This is a genomic window from Chryseolinea serpens (assembly GCF_900129725.1).
In the GTDB taxonomy this organism is placed as follows: domain Bacteria; phylum Bacteroidota; class Bacteroidia; order Cytophagales; family Cyclobacteriaceae; genus Chryseolinea; species Chryseolinea serpens.
Genome location: NZ_FQWQ01000005.1, coordinates 380,409 through 403,452, shown reverse-complemented (window position 1 = coordinate 403,452; position 23,044 = coordinate 380,409). Strand labels below are relative to the sequence as shown.

Annotated in this window: 22 protein-coding genes; 4 read left to right on the top strand and 18 right to left on the bottom strand. The window is 50.9% G+C overall.

What is annotated here, in order from left to right:
- The first annotated feature begins 55 nt into the window (after nucleotides 1-55).
- Entirely contained in the window at nucleotides 56-397 is a 342-nt protein-coding gene (locus BUB30_RS29750; RefSeq protein ID WP_073141922.1) for a YciI family protein, read from the top strand.
- Here BUB30_RS29750 and BUB30_RS29745 read toward each other — a convergent pair whose 3' ends face one another.
- From BUB30_RS29745 to BUB30_RS29735, 3 genes are all read right to left on the bottom strand, one after another.
- Complete coding sequence (locus BUB30_RS29745) at nucleotides 398-895, bottom strand: hypothetical protein (protein ID WP_073141920.1); 498 nt, start codon at nucleotides 893-895, stop codon at nucleotides 398-400.
- A gap of 71 nt (nucleotides 896-966) precedes the next feature.
- Nucleotides 967-1,563, bottom strand: coding sequence for a Crp/Fnr family transcriptional regulator (locus BUB30_RS29740; protein WP_073141919.1), 597 nt, complete (start codon nucleotides 1,561-1,563; stop codon nucleotides 967-969).
- A 106-nt stretch (nucleotides 1,564-1,669) separates the two neighbouring features.
- Nucleotides 1,670-2,506, bottom strand: coding sequence for an alpha/beta hydrolase (locus BUB30_RS29735; protein WP_073141917.1), 837 nt, complete (start codon nucleotides 2,504-2,506; stop codon nucleotides 1,670-1,672).
- Between the two features lie 141 nt (nucleotides 2,507-2,647).
- Between BUB30_RS29735 and BUB30_RS29730 the strand changes: the two genes are divergently transcribed.
- Nucleotides 2,648-3,175, top strand: coding sequence for a DinB family protein (locus BUB30_RS29730; RefSeq protein ID WP_073141915.1), 528 nt, complete (start codon nucleotides 2,648-2,650; stop codon nucleotides 3,173-3,175).
- Here BUB30_RS29730 and BUB30_RS29725 read toward each other — a convergent pair.
- A complete protein-coding gene (locus tag BUB30_RS29725; protein ID WP_073141913.1) occupies nucleotides 3,159-4,253 on the bottom strand; it encodes a hypothetical protein in 1,095 nt (364 codons plus the stop codon). The two genes, BUB30_RS29730 and BUB30_RS29725, sit on opposite strands and share 17 nt — an antisense overlap.
- 202 nt (nucleotides 4,254-4,455) lie before the next feature.
- Here BUB30_RS29725 and BUB30_RS29720 point away from each other — a divergent pair, with 202 nt between their 5' ends.
- Nucleotides 4,456-5,364 (top strand): alpha/beta fold hydrolase, encoded by a 909-nt coding sequence (locus tag BUB30_RS29720; protein WP_084138469.1) that lies wholly within the window; start codon nucleotides 4,456-4,458, stop codon nucleotides 5,362-5,364.
- An 11-nt stretch (nucleotides 5,365-5,375) separates the two neighbouring features.
- On the opposite strand, the gene BUB30_RS29715 is transcribed toward BUB30_RS29720, so the two are convergent.
- Nucleotides 5,376-5,708, bottom strand: coding sequence for a hypothetical protein (locus BUB30_RS29715; protein ID WP_073141911.1), 333 nt, complete (start codon nucleotides 5,706-5,708; stop codon nucleotides 5,376-5,378).
- A gap of 287 nt (nucleotides 5,709-5,995) precedes the next feature.
- On the opposite strand from BUB30_RS29715, the gene BUB30_RS29710 reads away from it, so the two are divergent.
- Nucleotides 5,996-6,523: a DUF4142 domain-containing protein gene (locus BUB30_RS29710; RefSeq protein ID WP_073141910.1), complete on the top strand. Its 528-nt coding sequence runs from the start codon at nucleotides 5,996-5,998 to the stop codon at nucleotides 6,521-6,523.
- Between the two features lie 37 nt (nucleotides 6,524-6,560).
- On the opposite strand, the gene BUB30_RS29705 is transcribed toward BUB30_RS29710, so the two are convergent.
- The 13 genes from BUB30_RS29705 to BUB30_RS29645 form a co-directional block, all read right to left on the bottom strand.
- Nucleotides 6,561-8,033, bottom strand: a complete 1,473-nt coding sequence (locus tag BUB30_RS29705; RefSeq protein ID WP_245804200.1) for a glycoside hydrolase family 30 protein — start codon at nucleotides 8,031-8,033, stop codon at nucleotides 6,561-6,563.
- 44 nt (nucleotides 8,034-8,077) lie between these two features.
- Nucleotides 8,078-9,508 carry a glycoside hydrolase family 30 protein gene (locus BUB30_RS29700; RefSeq protein ID WP_073141908.1) on the bottom strand — a complete coding sequence of 477 codons (1,431 nt, stop codon included), beginning with the start codon at nucleotides 9,506-9,508 and terminating at the stop codon, nucleotides 8,078-8,080.
- A 56-nt stretch (nucleotides 9,509-9,564) separates the two neighbouring features.
- On the bottom strand, nucleotides 9,565-11,307 hold the full coding sequence (locus tag BUB30_RS29695; RefSeq protein WP_073141906.1) for a hypothetical protein: 1,743 nt from the start codon (nucleotides 11,305-11,307) through the stop codon (nucleotides 9,565-9,567).
- 27 nt (nucleotides 11,308-11,334) lie between these two features.
- Entirely contained in the window at nucleotides 11,335-12,807 is a 1,473-nt protein-coding gene (locus BUB30_RS29690) for a RagB/SusD family nutrient uptake outer membrane protein (RefSeq protein ID WP_073141905.1), read from the bottom strand.
- A gap of 13 nt (nucleotides 12,808-12,820) precedes the next feature.
- Nucleotides 12,821-15,757 carry a SusC/RagA family TonB-linked outer membrane protein gene (locus BUB30_RS29685; RefSeq protein WP_073142471.1) on the bottom strand — a complete coding sequence of 979 codons (2,937 nt, stop codon included), beginning with the start codon at nucleotides 15,755-15,757 and terminating at the stop codon, nucleotides 12,821-12,823.
- 340 nt (nucleotides 15,758-16,097) lie between these two features.
- Nucleotides 16,098-17,981, bottom strand: a complete 1,884-nt coding sequence (locus tag BUB30_RS29680; protein ID WP_073141903.1) for a 7TM diverse intracellular signaling domain-containing protein — start codon at nucleotides 17,979-17,981, stop codon at nucleotides 16,098-16,100.
- 157 nt (nucleotides 17,982-18,138) lie between these two features.
- A complete protein-coding gene (locus tag BUB30_RS29675; protein WP_073141901.1) occupies nucleotides 18,139-18,585 on the bottom strand; it encodes a GNAT family N-acetyltransferase in 447 nt (148 codons plus the stop codon).
- Nucleotides 18,586-18,711: 126 nt separating this feature from the next.
- Nucleotides 18,712-19,128: a GNAT family N-acetyltransferase gene (locus BUB30_RS29670; protein ID WP_073141899.1), complete on the bottom strand. Its 417-nt coding sequence runs from the start codon at nucleotides 19,126-19,128 to the stop codon at nucleotides 18,712-18,714.
- 30 nt (nucleotides 19,129-19,158) lie between these two features.
- Complete coding sequence (locus tag BUB30_RS29665; protein ID WP_073141897.1) at nucleotides 19,159-19,782, bottom strand: hypothetical protein; 624 nt, start codon at nucleotides 19,780-19,782, stop codon at nucleotides 19,159-19,161.
- 41 nt (nucleotides 19,783-19,823) lie between these two features.
- Nucleotides 19,824-20,429, bottom strand: a complete 606-nt coding sequence (locus tag BUB30_RS29660) for a hypothetical protein (RefSeq protein WP_073141895.1) — start codon at nucleotides 20,427-20,429, stop codon at nucleotides 19,824-19,826.
- Between the two features lie 408 nt (nucleotides 20,430-20,837).
- Nucleotides 20,838-21,482, bottom strand: coding sequence for a hypothetical protein (locus tag BUB30_RS29655; RefSeq protein WP_073141893.1), 645 nt, complete (start codon nucleotides 21,480-21,482; stop codon nucleotides 20,838-20,840).
- A 48-nt stretch (nucleotides 21,483-21,530) separates the two neighbouring features.
- Entirely contained in the window at nucleotides 21,531-22,121 is a 591-nt protein-coding gene (locus BUB30_RS29650; protein ID WP_143165138.1) for a hypothetical protein, read from the bottom strand.
- Between the two features lie 139 nt (nucleotides 22,122-22,260).
- Complete coding sequence (locus BUB30_RS29645; RefSeq protein WP_073141890.1) at nucleotides 22,261-22,857, bottom strand: outer membrane beta-barrel protein; 597 nt, start codon at nucleotides 22,855-22,857, stop codon at nucleotides 22,261-22,263.
- Nucleotides 22,858-23,044: the final 187 nt, after the last annotated feature.

Sequence of the window (23,044 nt, the reverse complement as noted above, 5' to 3'; positions counted from 1 at the left end):
AACAATATAAATTATAACGAACCCGTTATATTTTTATAACGTTAATAAAACCGATATGAACAACTACATTGTTATTTTCAGAGAACCCGACGGCCGGACGGACACCCATACGCCGGATGAAATCGCCCGGCACCGCGAGCATTGGGCGGCATGGTGGGGAAAATGGAGCGGTACCGAAAATCTATCCTCCGGCAGTGCACTGACGTTGAGGGGGTGCTTGATCACGGGAGACGGTTCAACGATCTCGGACCAAATTCACCGCGTGGGAACAGAGATCGTGGGTGGCTTTTTAATGTTGCAGGCTGAATCGCTGGAGGAAGCCACGCAAATTGCAGCATCGTGCCCCATCTATGAGTTCGGTGGATATGCGGAGGTGAGAGAATTCCAGAAACAATAACTACAACGTCGCCGCCATCCGGCGCATCACATTCATCAGTTCCGGAAGCGACGTCTTGTCGGTCAGTTTGTTGATCTTGACCCGCACCATGTGATTGTCTTTTCGGAAGATCAGCAACTCGAAATTTTCGCTGTCGGTGTGTAGCCAGGCTTCATCGCCGAGAGTGTCGAGCTGTTTCTGGCCAGACATCCCGTTGTTGGCCGATAAAATTCCCTGGTAAACCTCGTGTGCCAAGGCTGCGCTTTTGTATTGCTCGTAGATGTAGTAGAGATGACTGATCCTGTCAGCATTGGCATTTTCTGTTGCTGTGAAGGTGCATTCGAAGCGGGAAACGCCGTCTTTTTCTTTTGATGAATGATCGGTCGCTTTCGCAGGCAATCCCAGTATGCGTTCGGCATCGGTCTGCGAAACACATTCGAAGGAGTTATTCTTTTGTGCCGCCTTTCTTTCCTCAAACCCAAATGAAGAAAGTATCAGGATGAAAATGTACTTTGTCATAAGCGGTGTCTTTAAAGGTAGCGCCGGAAATGTAAAATAGCCATAACAAAGATAACCTATTCCGGAGATGGTTAAACCGCAGAGGTCCGGTTGCTCGCCACGTCCTTTCTTACTTTGCTGAGAAATTCGGGGGTGATCCCCAAATAGGAAGCGATTTGAATGCTTGGGATCCGGTTGGACAGGTTGGGATACTGTTCCAGGAAGGCAAGATAACGCTCCTCGGCCGTGGAGCTGATGTTCTGCAACACGCGGTTCTGCAACTCGACAAATTTATTTTCAAAGATCACCTTGAAGTTCCTGACAAACTTGGGATAGTTTCGATACATGTGGATGAGGTCCAGCTTGTCGATCTGGAGGATGCGGGAAGGTTCGATCGATTCGATGCAAAGTTTGCTGGGCTTGCCCGAATAGAAACTACCGATGTCGGCAATCCAGTCGCTTTCGGCGGCAAATTGAACGTTGTGTTCTTTGCCCGCTTTGTCGATGGCATACATTCTGAAGCAGCCTTCTGTTACGAAGGTGTAGTATTGACAGAGCTGCCCTTCCTGTAAAATAAATTCCTTGCGCTTGACGAGCCGTTCTTTCACCCGTTGAGAGAGCGCGTCCTTTTCTTCCGCGTTCAAGGCCACATAGTTCTCAAAAAATAAAAAAAGCGGGTCCAGTATCACGGCAAGAGGTAATTGTTGGGGCTGACAATTACCTCAAATCTTGCGAATTATGCAAAAGGCCTTTTCAATGCCCCGGTCCGCAAATGATGCCGCGATTTTATCCGGTCTACTTCACTGTGCTCTCCTGGAGCACGATGAAATCTTTGATTTCGTAAAGGGCTTCTTTGCTGCGTTCGGAGTCAATGTCCACCAGGGGCCACACGTGGTCGGCACCCTCGTACATTTTCAATTCCGATGACACGCCTGCTTTCTCCAGGGCTTCATACAGGAAAACAGAATCGTCTGTCAGCACTTCATGTGCGCCAACCAAAATCAATGTGGGGCCAATGCCTTTGAAATCACCGTGTACAGGCGAGATCAAGGGGTCTCTCAGGTCGTGACCCGCGGCGTATAAACCCGCCGCATATTCCACAAAATCCTTCGTGATGATGGGATCGAGCTTTTCGTTTTTCGCATAGCTGGGATAAACCGTTTCCATGTTCAGCCATGGCGAGATCAGCACCTGGTAGAGCGCTGGTTGGGCGTTGAGGGATTTCAATTTCAGCGTGGTGCTCATGGCCAGGTTTCCGCCGGCGCTATCGCCCATGATGCTGAACTGAAAATCGGGAAGGGTGTGCACCAGCTCCTGTATAACGGCGACGGTCTCATTCAACGCCGCCGGGAATGGACGCTCCGGTGCGAGCGAATACTCAACCAAGAGGATTTTCCGTTCGATAGCCTTTGCGATGTGGCTCACCATGGCCCTATGCGACCCGATCGAACCGTAGATGTATCCGCCGCCGTGAAGAAAAATTACCACCTCGTTCCCACCCATGTATTCGGGGGTAAACCAGTATGCCGGCACGCCGGCAATGACCTCGTGTGTGATGCTGACCCCGGTTTGTACCGGATAAATATGTCCCAGGGATTCAAATTCCTTGCGTTCTTCTTTCAGATTTGCCATAAAGTTTGATGTTTAATGCTGAGCAAAACTGCCGAAGAAATCAGACCTGAAACTTAATCTATCTTATGTTTTCAAAATCTTAACCTATCTTAAGTTTCAGGTTTTACGTTATAATCCTACATTTTTATCCTCAGTGATCCTATGGAACAAGTAAACTGGTTCGATCGAAAATTTGATTTCTCCTCCACGCAAAACATCATGCCCTCCCTCATTGAAAGACTGGAAGGAACACCGGTGCGGTTGCGGGAAAAGATGCGCCGGATCGATCCGTCGCATTATGTGATCCAACCCGGCGGCAAATGGTCTATGCTGGAACACATTGGCCACCTGGCCGATCTGGAGCCCTTGTGGCAGGGACGCCTGGAAGACATTTTGAAGGGAGAAAAAGAACTGCGTCCCACGGATCTCGCTAACACAAAAACAACCGAAGCGCAACACAACGCGAAGTCGCTGGCAGAGCTGTTGAGCGCCTTCGAGCAATTGAGACAAACGACTTTGACCCGTTTGCGCTTTCTGAAGGATGAAGACGTTTTCAAATCGGCACTCCATCCCAGACTAAAGACACCGATGCGTGCGATGGATCTGTTTACTTTTGTTGCCGAGCACGACGATCATCATTTGGTGAAGATCAGCGAGATTGAGAATTTGGTCGCTAACGGTTTGCTCTGAGACGGCTCACGAACCGGTAGAGCCCTACACCCAGTAAATAAAGCCCCCACCCGATCAAGACCACCAACAGCGTGATCCCCAGGAACAATAATGTCGGGTAGCTCAGGATCTTGGAGAGGGTCAGGATGTTGCTTCGAATGTTTTGGACGGTCTTCACCTGGTCTTCGTGAATTTCCGGCACCGGTGTGTAGTCAAAGTTTACCAGCCGGGGCATGAATCCTTTTTTCACGGTTCCCTCCAGGCTAAAGATGTGGATCTCTTCGGCCACGGGGCCTACCATGCGCAGATCGTGGGCAAGATCATCCCAACTCAACGTGTGCATCGTCGTGTCTACGCCGCCGCCCGTGCTGCCCAGGGCCACGTATTTCAGATGAGGCTCCAGGGCATACACTTTGAGAAAACCATCGGCATTGCCCATAAAAGAAGTGTAGAGCATCGGAATTTCCTTCCCGGTGGGCACGTCGAGAAATTTCGTCAGGCGTTGGATGGATGTGGTGCCGTGTTCGGTTTCGTCCTTCACGAAGCTTGCATAGTAACTTTCGATCGGGTAGCCATCTTTCCTGATCAACTGGAGCAATTGGTTGTACACGGCGCGGCCGTTCTCAATGCTCTTCGCGTCGTATAATCTGGCAGGCAGCTTTCGGATGAGGGCCCAGGGGCTGGCTTTAAAAAGTTTCAGGTCGTTCATGTCGAGTTCCAGGTCGAGGCCGATGCCTTTGAAGCGAATCCCTTGCTGGTCGGCCCATTGCTTGATCTCTTTGTAGCGGGCAATGGCTTCGTCGCCGTTTCCACTGTGGAACCAATAGCCTTTTTCTTCGGGCAACAAGAGCCAAGCGACTACGGGGATGTCGGCGTCGTTTAGCTTTTTCAATATTTCGGCGCGCTCCGGTGAGAGATCGAGCATGCCCATGCGGATCTCGGCGTGGAGCTCCTGCAGGGTTGGGATGAGCGAGGTGTCGGCAAACAGGACTTTTAGCTCGGGGCCCTTCAATTCGTTAAAAAATGACAAAACCGGTTTCCCTTGAACCTCATGTACCAGCGCGCAAGCCAGCACAAACAGGCAAACTTTATATCGCATAGACCATAACGTTTTAACGCTATCGAATATAAGCATTGCCCGGATACGATACACAGGTCCATTTACTATACCCACGGATAGAATGCATCGGATTTTTTCATTTTGCCGTAATTAACCCCTTAGATCGTCGCTTTCACACTGCACGGGTTAAATGCAGAGCCTCCATCTTTGCAGGGTACTTCTTCCATTAAAACTCAAAAAAATGAAACCCATCAAAAAACATCTGTTCCTTCTCTCGGCTTGCTGTCTTTTTTTCTCTTCTTTTCTGAGCCTCGCCCAAACGGCACCCGCCGGCGCGTCAAAGACCTTGAAGTCCAGCGGCTATGCGCCCGTGAACGGGCTGAAAATGTATTATGAAATTCACGGCGAGGGCAAGCCGGTGGTGTTGCTGCACGGCGCCTTCATGAACATCGACATGAACTGGGGTGAGATGATACCGGAGCTGGCCAAGACACACCAGGTGATCGCCGTAGAGATGCAAGGCCATGGCCGGACGACCGATGCCAATCGCGACTTTGCCTATCCCCAACTGGCCGACGATGTGGCGGGTCTCATGAAATATATTAAAGTCGATAGCGCCGACATCATCGGCTACAGTTTGGGCGGCACCGTGGCGTTTGCGCTGGCCATTCGCCACCCCCACGTGGTGAACCGGTTGGTGGTCATTTCATCGGTTTTCAAAATGGACGGCTGGATAAAATCTGCGCGCGATCTTTTCCCAACGTTTAAGCCGGAGTTTTTTGAGAACACCCCCCTGAAAACAGAATACGACAGGCTCTCGCCCGACAAAACCCACTGGAAGGAATTCGTCACCAAATTGATCAAGGCCGACAACACGCCATTTGACCTGGGGGCAAACAACATCAAGGCTATCAAATCGCCATTGCTGCTGATCAAAGGCGACAACGACGGTGTGAGCATGGAACACACTGCAGAAATATACAGCCTGTTCGACGGCGGCGTTTTTGGCGACATTGCCGGGCTACCTCCATCACAGCTGGCCATACTTCCCGGCATGACCCACGTCACGCTGATGATGCAAACCCAGAAGCTCGTTTCTATTATCGATCCTTATCTCGACAGAACAGCGAAAAAAGTACAACCTCACTAAGCGCTCAGCATTCAATTCCATGAAAAGGATTCATAATGCACCTGGTTCTTTTCCAGGAAGCTCTTGATGTCGGAGTAGCAGTGATGGGTATTGAATTGCGATTGAAGGTGGCGAAGCAACGCGGAACGCTCGTTGAGAGGCAACGAAAATAACGTGTAAAGCTTTGCCACCTCCGGCTGCGGGACGGTGAGCACATATTCATAGTCGCTGTCGCCAAAATAGTCCTCCACCGATTTGCCAATATCATAGCCGTCCACCACGAGGCCTCCCGCGTCGTTGAAATAGGCTTCTATCGTTACCTTAATATCGGGGCTGGTGAAAGAAAAGAGCATGACGGTTTCCATAGGCACTTACGGGGTCTTCGCTGGATTCAGGTAAAACTGAAATTCAAAGTTGGGCGAACGTTGCACAACGCGTGCGAAAGTTGTTGACAAATTTACACAATGCCCATGACGTCACCTTACACACCATCACCCTACCCAGACCAGAAAAGTCTACAATTTGAGGTGCTTTCGCCCGGGAAAGATTTGTTTGCGCAATAAATAAAGGCATTCGCTGTGCCCTGTTGATCGAAACACGTTGCTTTTGGCGCTGGCATTCAAATTGTCTCCCTCATAGAAAAACCCCTTCTATGAAAACGTGTTTTTGGGCAATCGCTTTCACTTGTGTGGTGGCGTTTGCGTGTGAGGAAAAAGATACTCATACCATCATCGGAAAAGACAAAGACTTCCTGCTCAAAGCGGGTGCGGCCAGCCAGGCCGATATGACCTATGGACAATTGGCCGCGGAAAAAGGCAACGATCCACAGGTGCGGGCCTTTGGAAACCGGATGGCAAACTACCATCGTCGCGCCATCGAAGACCTGCGCAACATCGCGCTGTCGGACAAGATACAATTGACTACCGGTATGGACAAGATCCATGAAAAGCGACTGGCCATTCTGCTGACCTTGGTTGGCGCGCCGTTCGATACGGCCTATGTCAGCTCACAATTGAAAAATCAGCAGGAGATTATTGCACTTTACCAATCTGAATTAGACAGCGGAAAAGTGGAGGCGCTGAGAGCTCATGCATCATCCTATTTGATCTTTATGCAATCGCAGAAGGCCGATGCAGAAACGCTTACGCAGCAGCTTACCGCGCGGGCTACGGGCAACTAAGCCCTCCGTCAGCTGACATCGTCTTTGTTCTCCGCCGCTACCAGACAATGCTCACGACCGACTTTGCAGCAATCGTATAGCTGAGTTGGCGTGTGCCTTGCTTAACGACGAAGGTTTGTTGATTGCTGCCGCTGTTAGAAACCACCAACACTTTGCTGCCATCCGTATTCATGAACGCTACGTTGTCGAGTTGTGTGCCGCTGTCAAATGCTGTAGAAGAGACATGGTGAGCACCGGGCCGCACAAATTTTGAGAAGTGACCGATGGCATAATACTCGACGTTCTTCGTCACTGTGCCACTGGTTGAGTTGATGGTCACCACGCCACGACAATTGCTGCAGCCGTTGTTTGTGGGCCCGAAGTTTTCGTCCAGCGCCAGGTTCCAGAGCAACGCATTCTTTGACCAGTTCTTGGTCGTACCAATAAAAATGTTCGCCATCTGCCATTGCAGGTTGTCGCTGAAGTCGGTGGCCCATGCGCCGCCGGAGATCTCGGTGAAGTAAAGTCCTTTGTTGGGATTGGCGTTGTGCACAATGCTCATGGCCGACACATTGCCGGCATAGGCATGGAACGCCGAGCCAGCCACAAACTGGGCAGCACCTGCATCATTGACAATCGAGATCGCATAGTCCGTGATGTCCCAGTTGTGATCGTAGGCAATGATCTTCGTGTCCACCCCCGCCGATTGAAAAGCAGGTCCCAGACTGTTTTTGATAAAATTCAATTGATCGGTCGCCGGCATGTCCATGCAAGGATAGCTCGCGGTGGAATATAATGGCTCGTTCTGCGGCGTAATGGCATCGATGGTGATGCCCTCGTTTTTGAAGGCGTTGATATATTTCACAAAGTATTGCGCGTAGCTGTCGTAAGCGTCGGTCTTCAGTTTACCTCCCTTCAGACTGCCGTTGGTTTTCATCCAGGCAGGCGGACTCCAGGGTGAACCCATAATGCTCACTACCGGTTGAACACCCAGGATCTGCTTCAACACCGGCACTACGTCTTCCTTGTCTTTGTCGATCGAAAAGTTATCCAACGGATAATCCGTTTGGCCCGCAGGCATGTCGTCGTAGGTGTAGTCGGACAACGAAAAGTCAGACGCGCCAATGGTCATGCGCAGATAGCTGATGCCGATGCCATCCGTTTCGTTAAAAAGTGTTTTCAGCAGGGAGCTTCGCTGCGAAGCGCTCAGCTTTTTGTTGATCAGGTAGGCCGACGATCCCGTGAGGGCGGCGCCGAATCCTTCCATCTCCTGGAGTTGTGTGGTGGTGTCGATCGTGATGGACGGCGTGTCCTTCAAGGCGGTGATGGAGATATCGCTTTGTTGCGCGAGCAGACTCGTCTGATCGCCCCGCGTGAGCCACACCTTGGCCTTACCGAGGGCCGCGGGCTGCACAGGCGGTCCCGGGTTCGGGTCGCTGTCTTTCTGGCAACTCACAGTGGTGATGGCGATGACCGCCAACACGTATCCAATTTTTTTTCCGATGGCCTTGATGGGCGATGTCTTTCTCACGTTTGCCGGATTATCGTTCAACTTGCGTTCTACTACTCTTCTTCTCACCACACAAATGTTCCTACCGCACCTTTTGACAAGGTCGCTTTAAAGGTCTTCCCATTTGCTTTTACGGCAAAACTTTTTTCTGTATCGGTATCATTTACGGCGATCAGTACTTTTTTTCCTTCCGGTGTGACGAACGCTACGTTGGGGATGGCCTGCAGTGTGTTCGATGCAATGCGCACCGAGCCATCGGGAACAAACTTGGAGGCATGGCCGATGATGTAGTAGGAAACATTGCGTTTCACATCGTCGCCCACGGTGAGTGCTCCCTGGCAAAGCGTGCATCCTCCGTCATCGGTATGCGGACCATAGCTCGCGTCGGCGGCCAGGTTCCACTCCAACACGTTCCGACTCCAGTTGCGCGTTGCGCCGATCACGAGGTGTTTGACATGCCATTGCAGGTCGCCGGCAAAAGTTCCTTCGCCGGAAGTCCATTGTTCGGTGAAATATACGTGCTTGTCAGGGTGTGCTTCGTGTACTTTTGACAAGGCTTCAATTTCACCCAGGTAAAGATGGAAAGCCGATCCGTCGATGAAGGGTTTGGCCGCAGCATCGTCCAACACGGCGATGGGGTATTCGGGATGATCGCAGTTGTGATCGAACACGATGATCTTGGTTTGGATGCCTGCCGCTTTGAACGCGGGACCAAGATTATTTTTTACAAAAGCTGCCTGGTCGGCTGCCGTCATGATCATGCTCGGGGTGTTCTTCGGATTTTCCGGTTCGTTCTGCAGCGTCACGGCGTCGATGGTGATACCTTCTTTTTTCATTTCCTGGACATAGTCCACAAAATATTTTGCATACGCCTCATAGTACTCCGGCTTCAGGCTCCCGGCTTTGGCGTTCGCGTTGGTTTTCATCCACGCGGGTGCCGACCAGGGACTGCCCATGATCTTGATGCCCGGTTGAAGTGCCACGATCTCTTTCAACACCGGGATGAGATGTTTGCGATCTTCGTCGAGGCTGAATCCTTTTCCTTTGCCGGGTGCGTAGCTGGTGTACGAGAAAACATGATCGTCCAGATCGGACGCGCCAATGCTGATCCTCAGGTAGCTGATGCCAATCCCATTGTCTTCTGTGAGAAACAATTCCCGGAGCAAGGCCGCGCGTTTCGCGGAATCCAGCTTCGTGTGGAGCAAGAAGGCACTACCGCCGGTGAGCGAAAAACCAAAACCGTCGATGCTCTGAAACCGTTGGGTGGTGTCGACGGTGATGACCTCGTCCGATCCTTCTTCATCCGTAAAAGACAGTGTCGATTTCGCCAATTGCGATGAGCGATCGCCGGTGGTGAGCCAAAAGGCTACGTCGCCGCCGTTGCTTGCCGCGGAAGATTCGTTGGTTTTGCGTGAACATGCGCTCGTGCATGCGATCAGCAAAACGGTTATGCCATACGCCCAAAATGAAAAACTTCTGTTGTTATGTTGATTCATACGTGTTTTTAAAAAGCAAGGGGACGACGCATGCGCCATCCCCCGCTTATTCTCACTTATTGTTTTACGAAACTGTAGTCGGCCGTGGTGTAGTCATCGGAGACAACAATGTGGGCCTTGTAAGTGCCGGTGGATGCGATGCCGAAGTAGTTCGGGCCACCGTTGTCCATCGTGCCGGACAGTGCCATGCTGGCAGTACCAAACTGAACATCCCAGGGTGAGTTGAACTTGGATGCGTAGCCGGCGGTAAGATCACCGGTCACGTCATAGATGTAAGGGTGTGTGTAGGTCATCACCAATTCCTGGCGCTGATCCCATCCGCCGCCGTTCTCATCCCAATGGAAAAGCTTCATGTTGTAGTGTTTCCAGTTCAACAGCTTGGCGTCGAAATCTACACTGATCTGGTAGGCCTGGTCGTGGTCCACTGTGATGATGCCGTCATCGTCGCCGTCGTATACGGTGCCCGATCCGTCCGCCTTCGAATTCAGCGTATAGGTCTTCGATGCCTGGAGGGCTACAAATTTTTTGCTTTCGAAGAGGTTCCCGGTTTTGGTGAAGGTGAGGATGCTCTGTCCGTCTTCCAGGAGATAAAGCTCAGCCGGTATGTCGGTGTTCTTGATCGGGAAATTGCCCGATACCGCATCGGCCGTCATGTTGGCGGTCTTGCCGATAATGGTCTCCACGATCGCTTCAATCTTGGTGAGCGCATAGGTATAGCCTGCTGCGGTCAGACTCACGGTCACTTTGTGCAGGCCGGTGGTTCCCGGAATATCTTCAAATTCTATACCGGTCGCATTGCCTTCGGATTCCATGATGAGCTTACCACCCTTGTTGTTTGCTGTGCCCGTGCCTTTTACTCGTTTCAGCAGGTAGCCCCAGTCGCCGTTGGCGCGCAGCACAAATCCTGCGCCGTCATACGGTTGATAGAACGTCACTTCTTTTTCCCAAACGCTATTGCCCACATAGGCCAGTGGCACGTCGCCACCCCAGCCGCCTTCCACTGCGTCGCCCACGAGGCTCCAACGGTCGATCTTCAACAACGCATAGGTGTTGTTCTTCACATCGACGGTGATTTGATATTCGGCGCTATCCGCTGTCGCCAGTTCAGCACCACCACAAGCGAGTTTGCCATCCGCACCGCCCATTTTGCGGGAATGTGCGTCGGCCTGGTCGCGGAAGAAAAAGGTTGCGCCTTTGTTGAGGTGCGTGTACAATTCGAACACACCCGTCTGATTGCCGTCGTGGTCAACCAGCGCGCGGAACGGAATGGCCTTCGTCACATCCGAGCCCGCTTCCGTGGCATCGCCCGTTAAGAAGAGTGTTGTGGGCACGTATTCTGTTTCAAATCGTTTGAACGTGATGTCGCGCGATTCAATGGCTTTCTTCTCGATCGCCTTGCCAATCACAACCCACTGCAACTTCACCTCGGCACCCGCCGGGTAGCAAGCGGCCCAGAGAGCGTAGTCGATGTCCGACGCGGCAGGAGCCACCCAGGTGTCCTTGCCGGCGTTGGCCGGTGTGACGGCCATGATGGGATGATCGTAATCCGTGCTTCCCGCGGGAACCAGCACAAGGGTGTATTGAACAATAAACTTGTTGCTGGTGATTGACGGCTGCCATTCGAAGCGTGTAACGCCGTCGGGCTCATTCTCGTCCAGCGTCACCGTGGTGTTGGCCGCGGGCGCCGTCAGCACCGGGTTGGAGATTTCCCAGTTGCCCACGGGGTCCATGTTGTCTTTTTCGCTACAGGCCCATGCGATCGGGAGCATGAGCAGCAGGTATGCATATATCTTTTTCATCTTTGCTAGCAATTTAAGGCGGTGAGTTTAGTTATAGCCGGGATTCTGACCCAGGTTCACGTTCCGGTTGCGCTCCGATTGTGGGATGGGCAACAGCTGTTTCTCCTTCGTCATGTTATAGACCTTTTGTTGTCCGGTGATGAGGTTCATCTCTACGAGGTTGTTCATCACATCCACAGCCACATTGTTACGACGAAGGTCGTCCCAGCGCTGCGCTTCCTGCGTCAACTCAAGCCGGCGCTCGTTGAGGATGGCCGTCTTCAATTGGGCTGCATCCGTAGCCGGCGTGTCGCCAAGGCCGGCGCGGTGACGCACCAGGTTCAATGCCGTTTTTGCGCCGCCGATATCGCCGGTTGCGGCCATCGCTTCTGCCTTCAACAGGATGATGTCGGCCAGACGGACGATGTATTGACGGTTCGTGCTGGATACGGATGTTTTCCATTTGTAGGCGAAGGGCACCTGGCCGTTCACCGTCACGGACCAGAACTCGTCGGCCCAAGGCGCTTTTTCAAACAGGATGCTGGCGTCTTTGCGTTGTGTATCACCTTCTGCATCGAACGCGTTGATGAGGTCGTGCGACGGAGTCACAAATTTTCTCCACGTATCGTTGGTAATGGAGGGCGGGAGCAACAAGCCGGGGCCCCAGTTGGCTTCCGTGCCGCCAACAAACTGCACCTCCATGATGGACTCGGCATTGTTGTAGTGTGCGCCATCCCAGAGGTCGCCGTACTTGGCCAGCAATGTATAGCCTGCGGGGCTGCTGATCACGGCGTTGGCATATTGGATCACTTTCGCGTAGTCACGATCCGATTTCTGGGCGTATACTTTTGCGAGCATCGCGTTGGCTGCACCCTTGGTGGCGCGCGCCTTGTTCACATCCGCTGCGTCACTGTACTTGTCGGGAAGGTTCGCCACGGCAAATTCCAGGTCGGCGATGATCTGTGCATACACTTCGGCTTCTGTACTTGCAGCGATCTGTGTTTCCGACGGCGAAGTAGACGACACCGGTTTGGTGATCAGTGGAACACCGCCCCACATTTTCACCAGTTGGTAATAATGAAAGGCGCGAAGAAAAGAAGCTTCGCCCAACATCTGCGACCGCCGCGTTTCCGTCAGCTGGATATCGGTGATGGCCGGAATTTTATCCAGCACGATGTTGGCCTTGAGAATACCGTTGTAGATCTGCGACCAGTTGTTCCACAACCGGCTGTTGGTTGGCACCACGTTGAGATCTTCCACGGCAAATATTTCGGCATTGTCGCCACCGGCATAATAATTATCCGACATCACGTCGTTGAAGATAATGTTATCCCAGATGTAATACTCTTGCGAAAACGAATCGTACGCACCCGTCACGGCGGCTTCTGCATCGGAAGCCGTGAGATAGGCGTTTGCGCTCGTGTTGGTGGAGATAGGGTCCAGCGCCAGGTAGTCATCGCACGAAGACAACAGGACCACCACGGAAAGGACGAATATGAAATTTATAAATTTTGCTTTCATAACAGGTCTCGGATTAGAATGAAACATTTACACCGAAGATGAGATTGCGCGTCTGCGGAAATGTTCCGTAGTCAATACCCAGCGCGATGTTCTTCGTCTGGTTATCGCTGTCGTTGCCAAAGGCGCTCACTTCAGGATCATAGCCCTTGTAGTGGGTGAAGGTGAACAGGTTCTCGCCCGTTACATACACCTTCAGGTTGCTCATCTTGACTCTCGACAGCACATTGGTCGGAACGTTATAGCTCAGCGTGACGGCCTTCACCCGCATGTAGGAGCCGTCTTCCACAAAACGGGTCGACAGTCGCGAGTTGTCGGTGCTGCCCCAGCTTGCCCTCGGGATGTCGGTCACATCGCCGGGTGCACGCCAACGGTGTGAAACGACCTGCGACTGATTCTTCGCGTCGGTCATGCCTTCCGTTTCGATGCGGGTGGCGTTCAAAATATCATTGCCTTGTGTGCCTTGGAGGAAAATGCTCAAGGCAAAGTTTTTATAGCCCAGGGTGTTCGTCATCCCATAGTAGAAGTTGGGATTCGGATTGCCAATGAACGTGCGGTCATCGGCCGAGGGCGTGAAAGTGCTCTCCCCTTTCTTATCGATGTAGTACGCATTACCCGTGGCGGGGTCAACACCGCCGGCGACATAACCATAGAACATCGCCATCGGTTTGCCTTCCACCGTGTAGCTACCGTCACCACGTCCGGCCACACCGCCGCCGATGATCTGCTGGCCTTGCGTGTAGATCACTTTGTTTCGGTTAAAAGAAATGTTGAAGTCCGTATCCCAGGTGAGGTCTCCCACGAGGTTGTGCGATAACACCTGGAACTCGAGGCCTTTGTTCTGAACCTTTCCAACGTTCTGCAACCCGGAATCAAAACCGGTGGATTCCGGCAGGGGTACGTTCAACAATAAACCTGATGTATTTTTCAAATACGCATCAGCCGAAAACTGAACGCGCGAATTCAGTACGGAGAAATCCAATCCGAGGTTGGTTTGCTCCGTGCTCTCCCATTTCAAATCGTTGTTCTGGATCGACTCGGGATACGTGCCCGGTTGGATCACGCCACCGATAGGATAGTTTGCGCCGCTGGCCACTCGACCGATGTAGGCGTATCCCCCCTGGTCGTTACCCACCAGACCCCAGCCTGCGCGCAATTTCAAATCGCTCACCGCCTGAACGCCCTGGAAGAAATTCTCTTCCGAAATTCTCCATCCCACGGAAACCGACGGGAAGTATCCAAATCGCTTGTTCGGGCCAAACGATGACGAACCGTCGGCGCGGAAGTTTGCTGTCAACAAATAACGGCCAGCATAATCATAGGTCACGCGACCGATGAACGATGCATTTGATTTCTCGCTCTTGTCGTTGGTAGCTTCGGTGATGGTCGATCCCGCGTTGGTGGTGGGCACGCTGGCGCTGGAATAGCCAGTCTTCTCGATCTTATTATTCTCCCACCGGTATTTCTGTATGACCGAACCGACGAGCACGTTAAAATTATGCTGATCGATGGTCTTCTTGTAACTCAACGTGTTGTCGATGATGTAGTAGTTGGTCAGGTTCACCTCGTTGCGGCCGATACCTTTTTTCGCGCGGCCATAGCTGGTCATGAAGGGATTGAGGAAGTAATCGTTCATGCCCATCTGGTAGTCGGTGCCCACGTTGCTGCGGAACTTCAGGTCGGGCAGGAAATTGATCTCGGCATACACGTTGCCCAGCAGGCGCTGGTTCTTGTAGTTGCGATCCGATCCATCTGTGCCGGCCACGGGGTTCTCCCAGTCTTGAAAAGGGTTAGCACTATACGTACCGTTGGGACGGAAGATGCCGATGTTCGGCGGCGTGGACAGCATGCCGAGAATAACACCACCGCTGTTCACGTTCGTGTTGTCGCTCACGTCCACATCGTGATAGCGCATGTAGTTCAGGTTGGTGCCCACGGTGAGCCAGTCGTTCATTTTTTGTTCGAGGTTCACCTTGAAGTTGTAGCGGTCCATTTCGGAACTGCGCACGGCGCCGATCTGTTGCATCCAGCCTCCGGAAATGTAGTAGTTCGTTTTATCGGTTTTTCCCGAGATGCCCACCTGGTAGTTTTGCGAGCGTCCGTTTTGGAAGATCTCATTTTGCCAGTCGGTGTTGGCGGTGTACTGACTCCAGTCGGTGGTCTGACCGAACTCCGTCATCAGGTCGCGGTATTGTTCGCTGTTCAGTACTTTCAATTTTTTCCAGGCGCTCGAAAAACCGGTGTAGGCGCTGAAGTCCACTTTCGGTGTGCCGGTCTTGCCGCGTTTGGTGGTGATGAGCACCACGCCGTTCGCACCCTGCGCACCATAGATGGCGGCGGATGATGCGTCTTTCAAAACGGAAATGCTTTCAATGTCGGCCGGGTTGAGGGTCCGCGTGTCCGAAGAAGGAACACCATCCACAACGTACAGTGGCTCGTTGTTACCCGAGATCGACGTCGCCCCACGAACGCGGATGCTGAATCCGGCTGAGGGCTTACCGCTGGGTACGATCACCTGCACACCGGCAGCCTTGCCCTGGATGAGGTTTCCGAATTGCGTGTTGGGACGCGAGGCCATGGCCTTCTGGTCCACTACGCCTACCGCACCCGTGATATCTTTTTTCTCCTGGGTACCATAACCCACCACCACGATCTGCTCCAGGGTGGTCACATCGTCTTCCATCGATACATCTACTGACGTCCGCCCACCGATGAGGGCTTCGACGGGTTTGTAGCCGATAAAAGAAAACACCAAAGTTCCTTCGGTAGCATTGATCGTGTAGTTCCCGTCGGCATCGGTCAAGGATCCCGTCGACGTTCCTTTCAGTAGCACACTTACTCCCGGGAGTGGCTCCCCGCCTGTCGTTGTGACTTTGCCTGTCACCACACTTTGTGCCCACGCCGGTATGCTGCACAGCATGAGCAAGGCCATTATTCGTAAAATGATCTTCATAGAGTGATAAAAAAGGTTGCGTTTAGTCTTGATCCAAAATTGGACATGATCGCCAAAAAACACAAACTAACACATTGAGCTATAGTATGTTACAGGCTTTGATACGGTTCATGCACAACCTTAATTCCCCGCCTGGGGGCCACTGGCCGGGTTTCTATGGGGAGAGGGACGTGGAAAGTGATACGCCAGAATTGGCGCAATCGGTTTCGGGAAAGGGTTCCGTAATCGATAGAGAATGAGTGACTTAAATTTTTGGGGGCAGGAGAAGAAATATTTTATTTTTTTTTCGACCGGATCGAAAACGGTTTCCACTGGCTAAAAAGCGCCTTTTTGTGTGACGTCACACGGTGGGTTCCTCCACTAATAATATAGAATGCCATCCCTCGTGGCGGGTTTCACCGTGTTTTCGCTTCTCTTTCATCGCTTTTTTGATCTTGGAGCTATACGACCAACACGTACTTTGACGGATGTGAAGGATCTCCGAAAGCTTGTGCGATGAGATGGTGCCGTTGGTTGAATAGACCAAAAAGATCATGTAGAAAGCCTTGTTGATCGGGAGCCTGGTGTTCTGCAACAGCGTGTAGGCCGTCACCGATTCGTCGTATCCGCAACGCGAGCACCGCCGGCTGTAGGGGCTCCGGCCTTCACTGAAATGGTGGTGATGACATTTGGTGCACGTAAAATCCCCCTGCCATTTGATCTCGGCCAGGAATCGCAGACAGCTGGCGTCGTCGGGATACATGGCGCTGAACTCTTCAAAATCTACTTCCTTCGACAAAATGCGCGCTTCAGTTACCACCTCCACGTCGTGTTTCAGCTTTTTGTTATCCTGCGTCAGCAGCGCATTCATGGCTGCAATTTCTTCGGCCTGAATCGCCAGCTTTTGATTGGCTTCGGCCAGTTGCCGGTTCTGTGCGGCGATGAAATCCGATTTTTGAACCAACTCACCGGTCTTGATCTTCACCTGTTGCTCCAGTTCTTCGTTCAGGGAGTCTTTCAGCTTCTGATTTTCCTTCAATTGTTCGATGATACTCTCCTGCGCTTTCTCTTTTTCCAGTCGTAACAGTTTGATCTTGTCGCTGATGGCAAACGACAGGAACATCATCTCCATGATAAAACTAAAGCCCAAACTATAGTGCGTCAGCTCACCCAAGGGCAACCAGTTGATGTCGAGGTATTGAATGAACTTGATGGCGATGCCGAGAAATAAAAATGAATAGCCCACCACCATGAAGCGCGCCGGCCGATATCCTTTTCGCAAGGCATAGATGCCCGCATAGAACGCCGCCAGGAAGGGAACAACCTCAACAAAGCGCAAGTTGAACCAGCGGTCGGATACATAGAAACTCACCAGGAGATAGGCCGTGCGCAAAACCAGCACGCCGCCGAGTACCCAGAGCAACCGTGGATATTGTTTTCTCAGGTTGAGCAGCGACGCGGCAAAAAATAAAGCGAATGTAGAGGCAAAATACAACGCGAAGCCAGGCGCGTACTGATTCCACTCCGTGGCATTGGGCCACAGGTATTGGAACGCGATGCCGTCGGAGCTCATTTCATATAGACCGACACCCAGCAGGTACAATATATAATAGAGATAATGCCGCTCGTGCACCGCTACAAACATGAGGAAGTTGTAGAAGCAGAACACGAGGATCATGCCATAGAAAATGCCAAAGAAAAAATACTCGTCCAGGGCATAGTTGAAGAAATATTCCAGGGGCCGCAGCACCACCAGGATGTCGGCGCGCTGTCGCGACTTCACGCGGAAATAATAGGTGTAGGTGCCGTCGTATTGGTCGGGCAGGTGAATGATGAAATTCTTGTGTTTGAGGAAGCGGTTGCCAAACGGGAAGTTGTCGCCAAACGACTCGAGGCGGTAGCCGCCCAACGCCTCGGGCATGTAGAAACTCAGTTCGTCGATGGTCTGATCAAAAAATTCGATCTGCCAGTGGCGTTTGCTTTTGGGATCGTGAGCGATCTTGATCCGGTACCAGTAATACGATGCGCGGTTGTAGTTCTGCGGGCTGAAGGTCTTGCTCGGTTTGAACTGGGATGACCATTGTGCGGACGCAGCGGCTTCGACGGAAAGCTTTCCGCCTGGGTCTTCGAGGTATTCGATCTCGCTAAACGAAAAAATGTATTGATCCACCTCGTCGCGGATCTGCACAGGGTTTTGCGCAAAGCCCACGCCGGCCCACAGCCAAAGCACAAGGCTCAGGCTCATCGTCTCTAATTTTCTCCGATCCTTCCCACGGTTCACGATGCAAAGGTATAAAGCCTGTCTGTAAATACACGATAAATTTTACGTCAGCCCTCCCGCCTGGCGGGTGAGCGGCAAACGACAAACCGGCGCGAATGTTCTGCGCCGGAAAGCGTCTATCTCACAATTTTTTTTCGAAGCATACGCTGTTCTCCACATTTTCATATTGCCCATAGTTGGGAATGATGGCGTAGCCGTTCTTCTTATACAGTCCGATCGCTTCGGGTTGTTTTTTTCCCGTTTCCAATACGCAGCGTTCATAGTTCATCTCCCGAGCCCACTTCTCCAACTCCGTCAAAACGCCCGACGCCACGCCTGTTCCCCGGTGACTCGGAGGTACATACATACGTTTCACTTCCATCGCGTCTGGCAAATATTCCTTGATGGCCCCACAACCCACGGGCAATTCACCCTCATAGGCTACGACCACGTGTTTGATCTGGACGATGGTGTTGAACTGGGCATAGAAGGTATGGTCTTCGCCATCGCGAATGCGGAGGTCAGCATCCAGTTCGGTTACCAATTTCTGGAAGTCTTTGCTGGCGGATGTTGTTCGGATGAAATTCATCGTGAGGCGCACGCGGTTTGGTGTATCTCGAAAATACCAATTTTAGTTTCACGATAGAAACTTGACATGAAAAATCTTCTTTACCGAATTGATGCCAACCGTTCGCTGTCGTATGGAAACAGCGTTTCACTTCTTCACAAGGACCATCCCGGCGCCCATGCGATCGTTGGGTCTCTCGGTGAATCCGAACGCGCGATAAAAGGCTTCCCGTCCTTTGCTGCTGCTCAATCCGATCTGGGAATTTGTTCCACCTTTTTTGTCTGCGTAGGCCAGCAGTTCCTTCACGATCATTTTACCAACCCCTTGCCGTTGACATTCGGGGACGACGATCACATCGTGAATATTGAAATAGAGCGCATCATCCCCCACAATCCTACCCATGCCAACGGTGTGGCCGTGTTCATTTTGAATGACCACACTAAAGAGCGATTTCGAAAGACCTGCCCCGGCCAATGCGTCGTCGAAGGCCGGCCAGGATACGCGCTGTCTTAAAGTCTGGTACTCAGCAAGGGTAGGATTACGGTGATGGATGGTGAAGAACATGAGTAATCTTACGACTTCTTGAAATAAATGTTACGACTTCCTGAAGTAGTAGGCAACGCCGAGGGAGACGGCTCCAAAGGTCGCGTTAAAATTGTCGGTCTTCACATCCTTCGTGAGACTTTGATCATGTACAAACTGCACGCTTCCTACACTGGCTTCGAATCCCCAACGCCGTGAGGGAAAGAATAGAAGGGTGGGCTTGACATGGAGGCCGGTGCTATAAGACTTGTCGATCGAGCGACTTCCGTCACCATTTGCGTTGTCGTCTTTTGAACGGGAATAGAAAACATCAGCGGTCAGCGCAAACATAAATTTTTCGCTCAGTGGAAAAAAATATCTACCCATTACGGCAACCGAACCGTTCGTAGTGTAATTTTTTTGCATATTCGTATCGGGACCAATTTCCGTACCCGACCCGCCAACCGAAATAGTTCCACCCAGGGCAAATCGCTTACTCGTAAAGAACCCCAAGGTGGGAGAAATGGAATAACTATAAATCGACCTAACGTAATAGTTCAGCCCCATCGGATTCTTGGCGGATGAGAAGTCGCTGTAAGAACCAGACAACGTGCCTCCCAGAAAGGCATCGCCTTTGCTGAATTGAGCATGAACTACAATCGGAGCCATTAGGAAAAGAAAGAATATTTTTTTCATAGGTATATGCTGTTGAGGGATATCGTTTTAAAAATTGGAAATCATTTTTTGCTCGACGGGTCCTTTCTAAAGTAGTAGGCAAACCCCAATGACAATTTTCCAAACTCAAGCTTCACAGAATGGCTGTCGGAACCATCCGACAAGCTCTTCGTAAAAGCATATCCCAGATACCCAAGGCCGCCCTGGATGCTCCAATGACGAGAAGGGAAATACATGAAAACCGGCATCACGTTTATGCGAATACTATAATGATTCGTGTAGTAGGTGGCATCCAAGTCAGGAATTTCCTGCTCCAGGTATTCGCGCGAATAAACCCCCTCCGTATGCAGCACAAAGAAAAACTTCTCGGAAATCGCGTAATATCGCTCGAGGGTAATGGCCGTGCTGAAATCACGGTCGCTACTTATATAATGATGGAAACCATCACTAAATTGTCCATCGTCCTCGCGTCTCGAATAACCCATCTGCACGTAGGTGCCAAGGGCCAGCCGCGGGTTGACAAAGTAACCGGCAAACGGTGTGAGGTAAACATTGCCTCCGGTATTTTGGTACGAAAAGATGCCACCAACATAGACATTGCCTTTTTTAAATTGGGCATTGACCAGGAACGGGATCCCCAGCAGGATCCAAAGGAATAGTTTTTTCATGAGGGATTAGGGTTGAGGTTTCGTAAAACGTTATCATGCGGAAGTGCCGGCATGGATTTAGCCGGCCTCGATGAAGGCGCAATTCTCGATCCAAAACAAAGGACCCGTTTGGAAAAGCTTCTGCCAAGAAGCGATAGACTTTCATGCGATCATAAAGGTATAGTACACACAACGCCAACCCTAGCCAAAAGATACTGGCCTCAGCCCAGCCTTTTTTCACACTTTAAATCACGGGCATTCGGCAAGGCTAACGTGATGGATGGTGAACATCTATAATGATACGAATTCTTGAAATAGCAGGCAACGCCGAGGGAGATTGCCGTAGGAGGCCTCGACAACCCTACCCGTGCCGGTGGAGTCTCGGCAAGGGTAGGATTACGGTGATGGATGATCAAGATCTTTGTATGGTTACGACTTCCTGAAATAGTAGGCAAGGCCAAGGGAGATTGCTCCATAGGTAGCCTTAAAATCATCATTCTTCGTGTCCCCCATAACACTTTGACCACGAACAGTTTTACTATGGACAAATTCAATGCTTCCTATGCTGGCTTCAAATCCCCAGCGCCGTGAAGGAAAGAATAAGAAGGTGGGCTTCACATGCACGCCGGAGCTATTGGACTTGTCAGTGGTTTCGGTGCCGTCGGCGGATTTGTTCGTGGTTTGGGATTTGGAATAGAAAACATCACCCGTCAGCGCAAATAGAAATTTTTCATTAAACGTGAAAAAATATCTCCCCAGAAGGGCAACCGAACCGTCGGTGCTTTGGCTTTTAACACTGTTCAAATTTGTACCATATACATTTGTGGTGCTTGTCCGGCCAATCTCAATATTTCCGCCTAAGGCAAACCGCTTGCTGGTGAAGAATCCGAAGATAGGTGAGAGTGAATAACTATAGTTCGTATTGCGATAATAGTTCAAGTTCCGCTGATTCTCGACAGGAGCGTAGTGATAGTAGGATCCGGAAACATTACCCCCTAGAAAAGCGTCGCCTTTGCTAAATTGAGCTTTTACAACGGCCGGGGTAAGTAAAAGAAGAAAGAATATTTTTTTCATATTGTATTGCTGTTAATGGTATTAATGATAAGGTTGATTTTTTTAGGGTTACGACTTTCTGAAATAGTAGACAAAACCTAACGACACTTTACCAAAGTCCAGGCTTACGTTTTGTCTATTGGAGCGATCCGTGAGACCCCGGGTAAAGGCATACTTCAAACTTCCAAGTCCCGCTTCGATACTCCAACGGGAAGAAGGAAAATAAAGGAAGAGTGGCGTTACTTCTGCACCCACACTATAAAGGTTATTATAGCTTGTAATGTCATAGTCAAGGATTTCTACCTTTTCGGATGTACGCGTGTAACTTGCTGCCGCTCGCAGTGAAAAAAAGAATTTATCAGCGATCGTGTAGAATCGCTGGGCAGTAAGGGCGGCAGTAAAATCCCGGGTGGTATTAATCATCTGGTGGATGCCACCATTATATTGACCGGGCTGCTCGCTCTTCGCGTAGCCAACCTGTAAAGAGGCGCCCAGGGCAAGCCGTGGATTCACAAAGTATCCTACAAAGGGTGTGACATCAACATCACCTTCGGTGCCTTGATACGAAATGGTACCGCCAAGAAAGGAGTCGCCTTTTTTAAATTGGGCATTCGCCAGGAATGGGATCATCAAAGTGATCCATAATAATAGTCTTCTCATTGGGGATTGGGATAAAAGCATCGTAAAACGTTATCATACTAAAGGGCCGGCATGTCTTTAGCCGGATTAGGTAGCGAACGGTTTTTTATCCAAAACAACGGACAAGTTGCGTTTCCATGTTCGCTCTTCTTCATTTCCTCTAGGTGCTGTTTTGCTTTCTGAAATAATAAGCAAATCCTAATGTCACCTGGCCCAGATTAAGTCCAACAGACTGTGTATTTGTATCATTGGAGAGATTCCTTGAAAAAGAACATCCCAGGCTCCCTAGCCCTCCTTCAATGCTCCAACGGGACGAAGGAAAATAGATGAACCGCGGTGACACCACGAGTCCAAAACCATAGAAATTATAACGGGTTGTTGAATTGAGCTCATGAACCTCTTGTTTTATAAACGAGCGCTGATAGTCTATCTCCCCCTGCAACGCGAAAAAAAATTTGTCCGACAGGGTGTAAAGCCTTCTGGCGTTGAGCGAAAGGACTACACCGCGGCTGGTGATTACAGCCTGGTGTATGCCGTCAGCATACTGGATGGCACTTTCGCTTCTTGAAGAACTAAGCTGCAGATCGGCTCCCAAAGCCAGACGTGGATTGACAAAGTAACCTACAAAGGGTGTGATGTAAAAAGTGCCGGCGGCATTATAATGCGAAAATGTGCCGCCCAGATAGACATCGCCTTTTTTAAATTGGGCATGAGTGACCAGGGGGATCAAAAAAATGATCCAGAGTAATTTTTTCATAAGAGAATCAGGGTTTAGGAATAGAAAGAATTCATTTTAAAACGGTGGCTTGGGTTTAGTCAGGCCATGACACAATGAACAATTTTCGATCCAAATCGGCAAAAACAATTGACCGTTGAAAAAACTTAACATTGGCGAGCCGACAACCTCGCGGGAAAGGAAGTGTAGTACGAACACTAAGCCAACC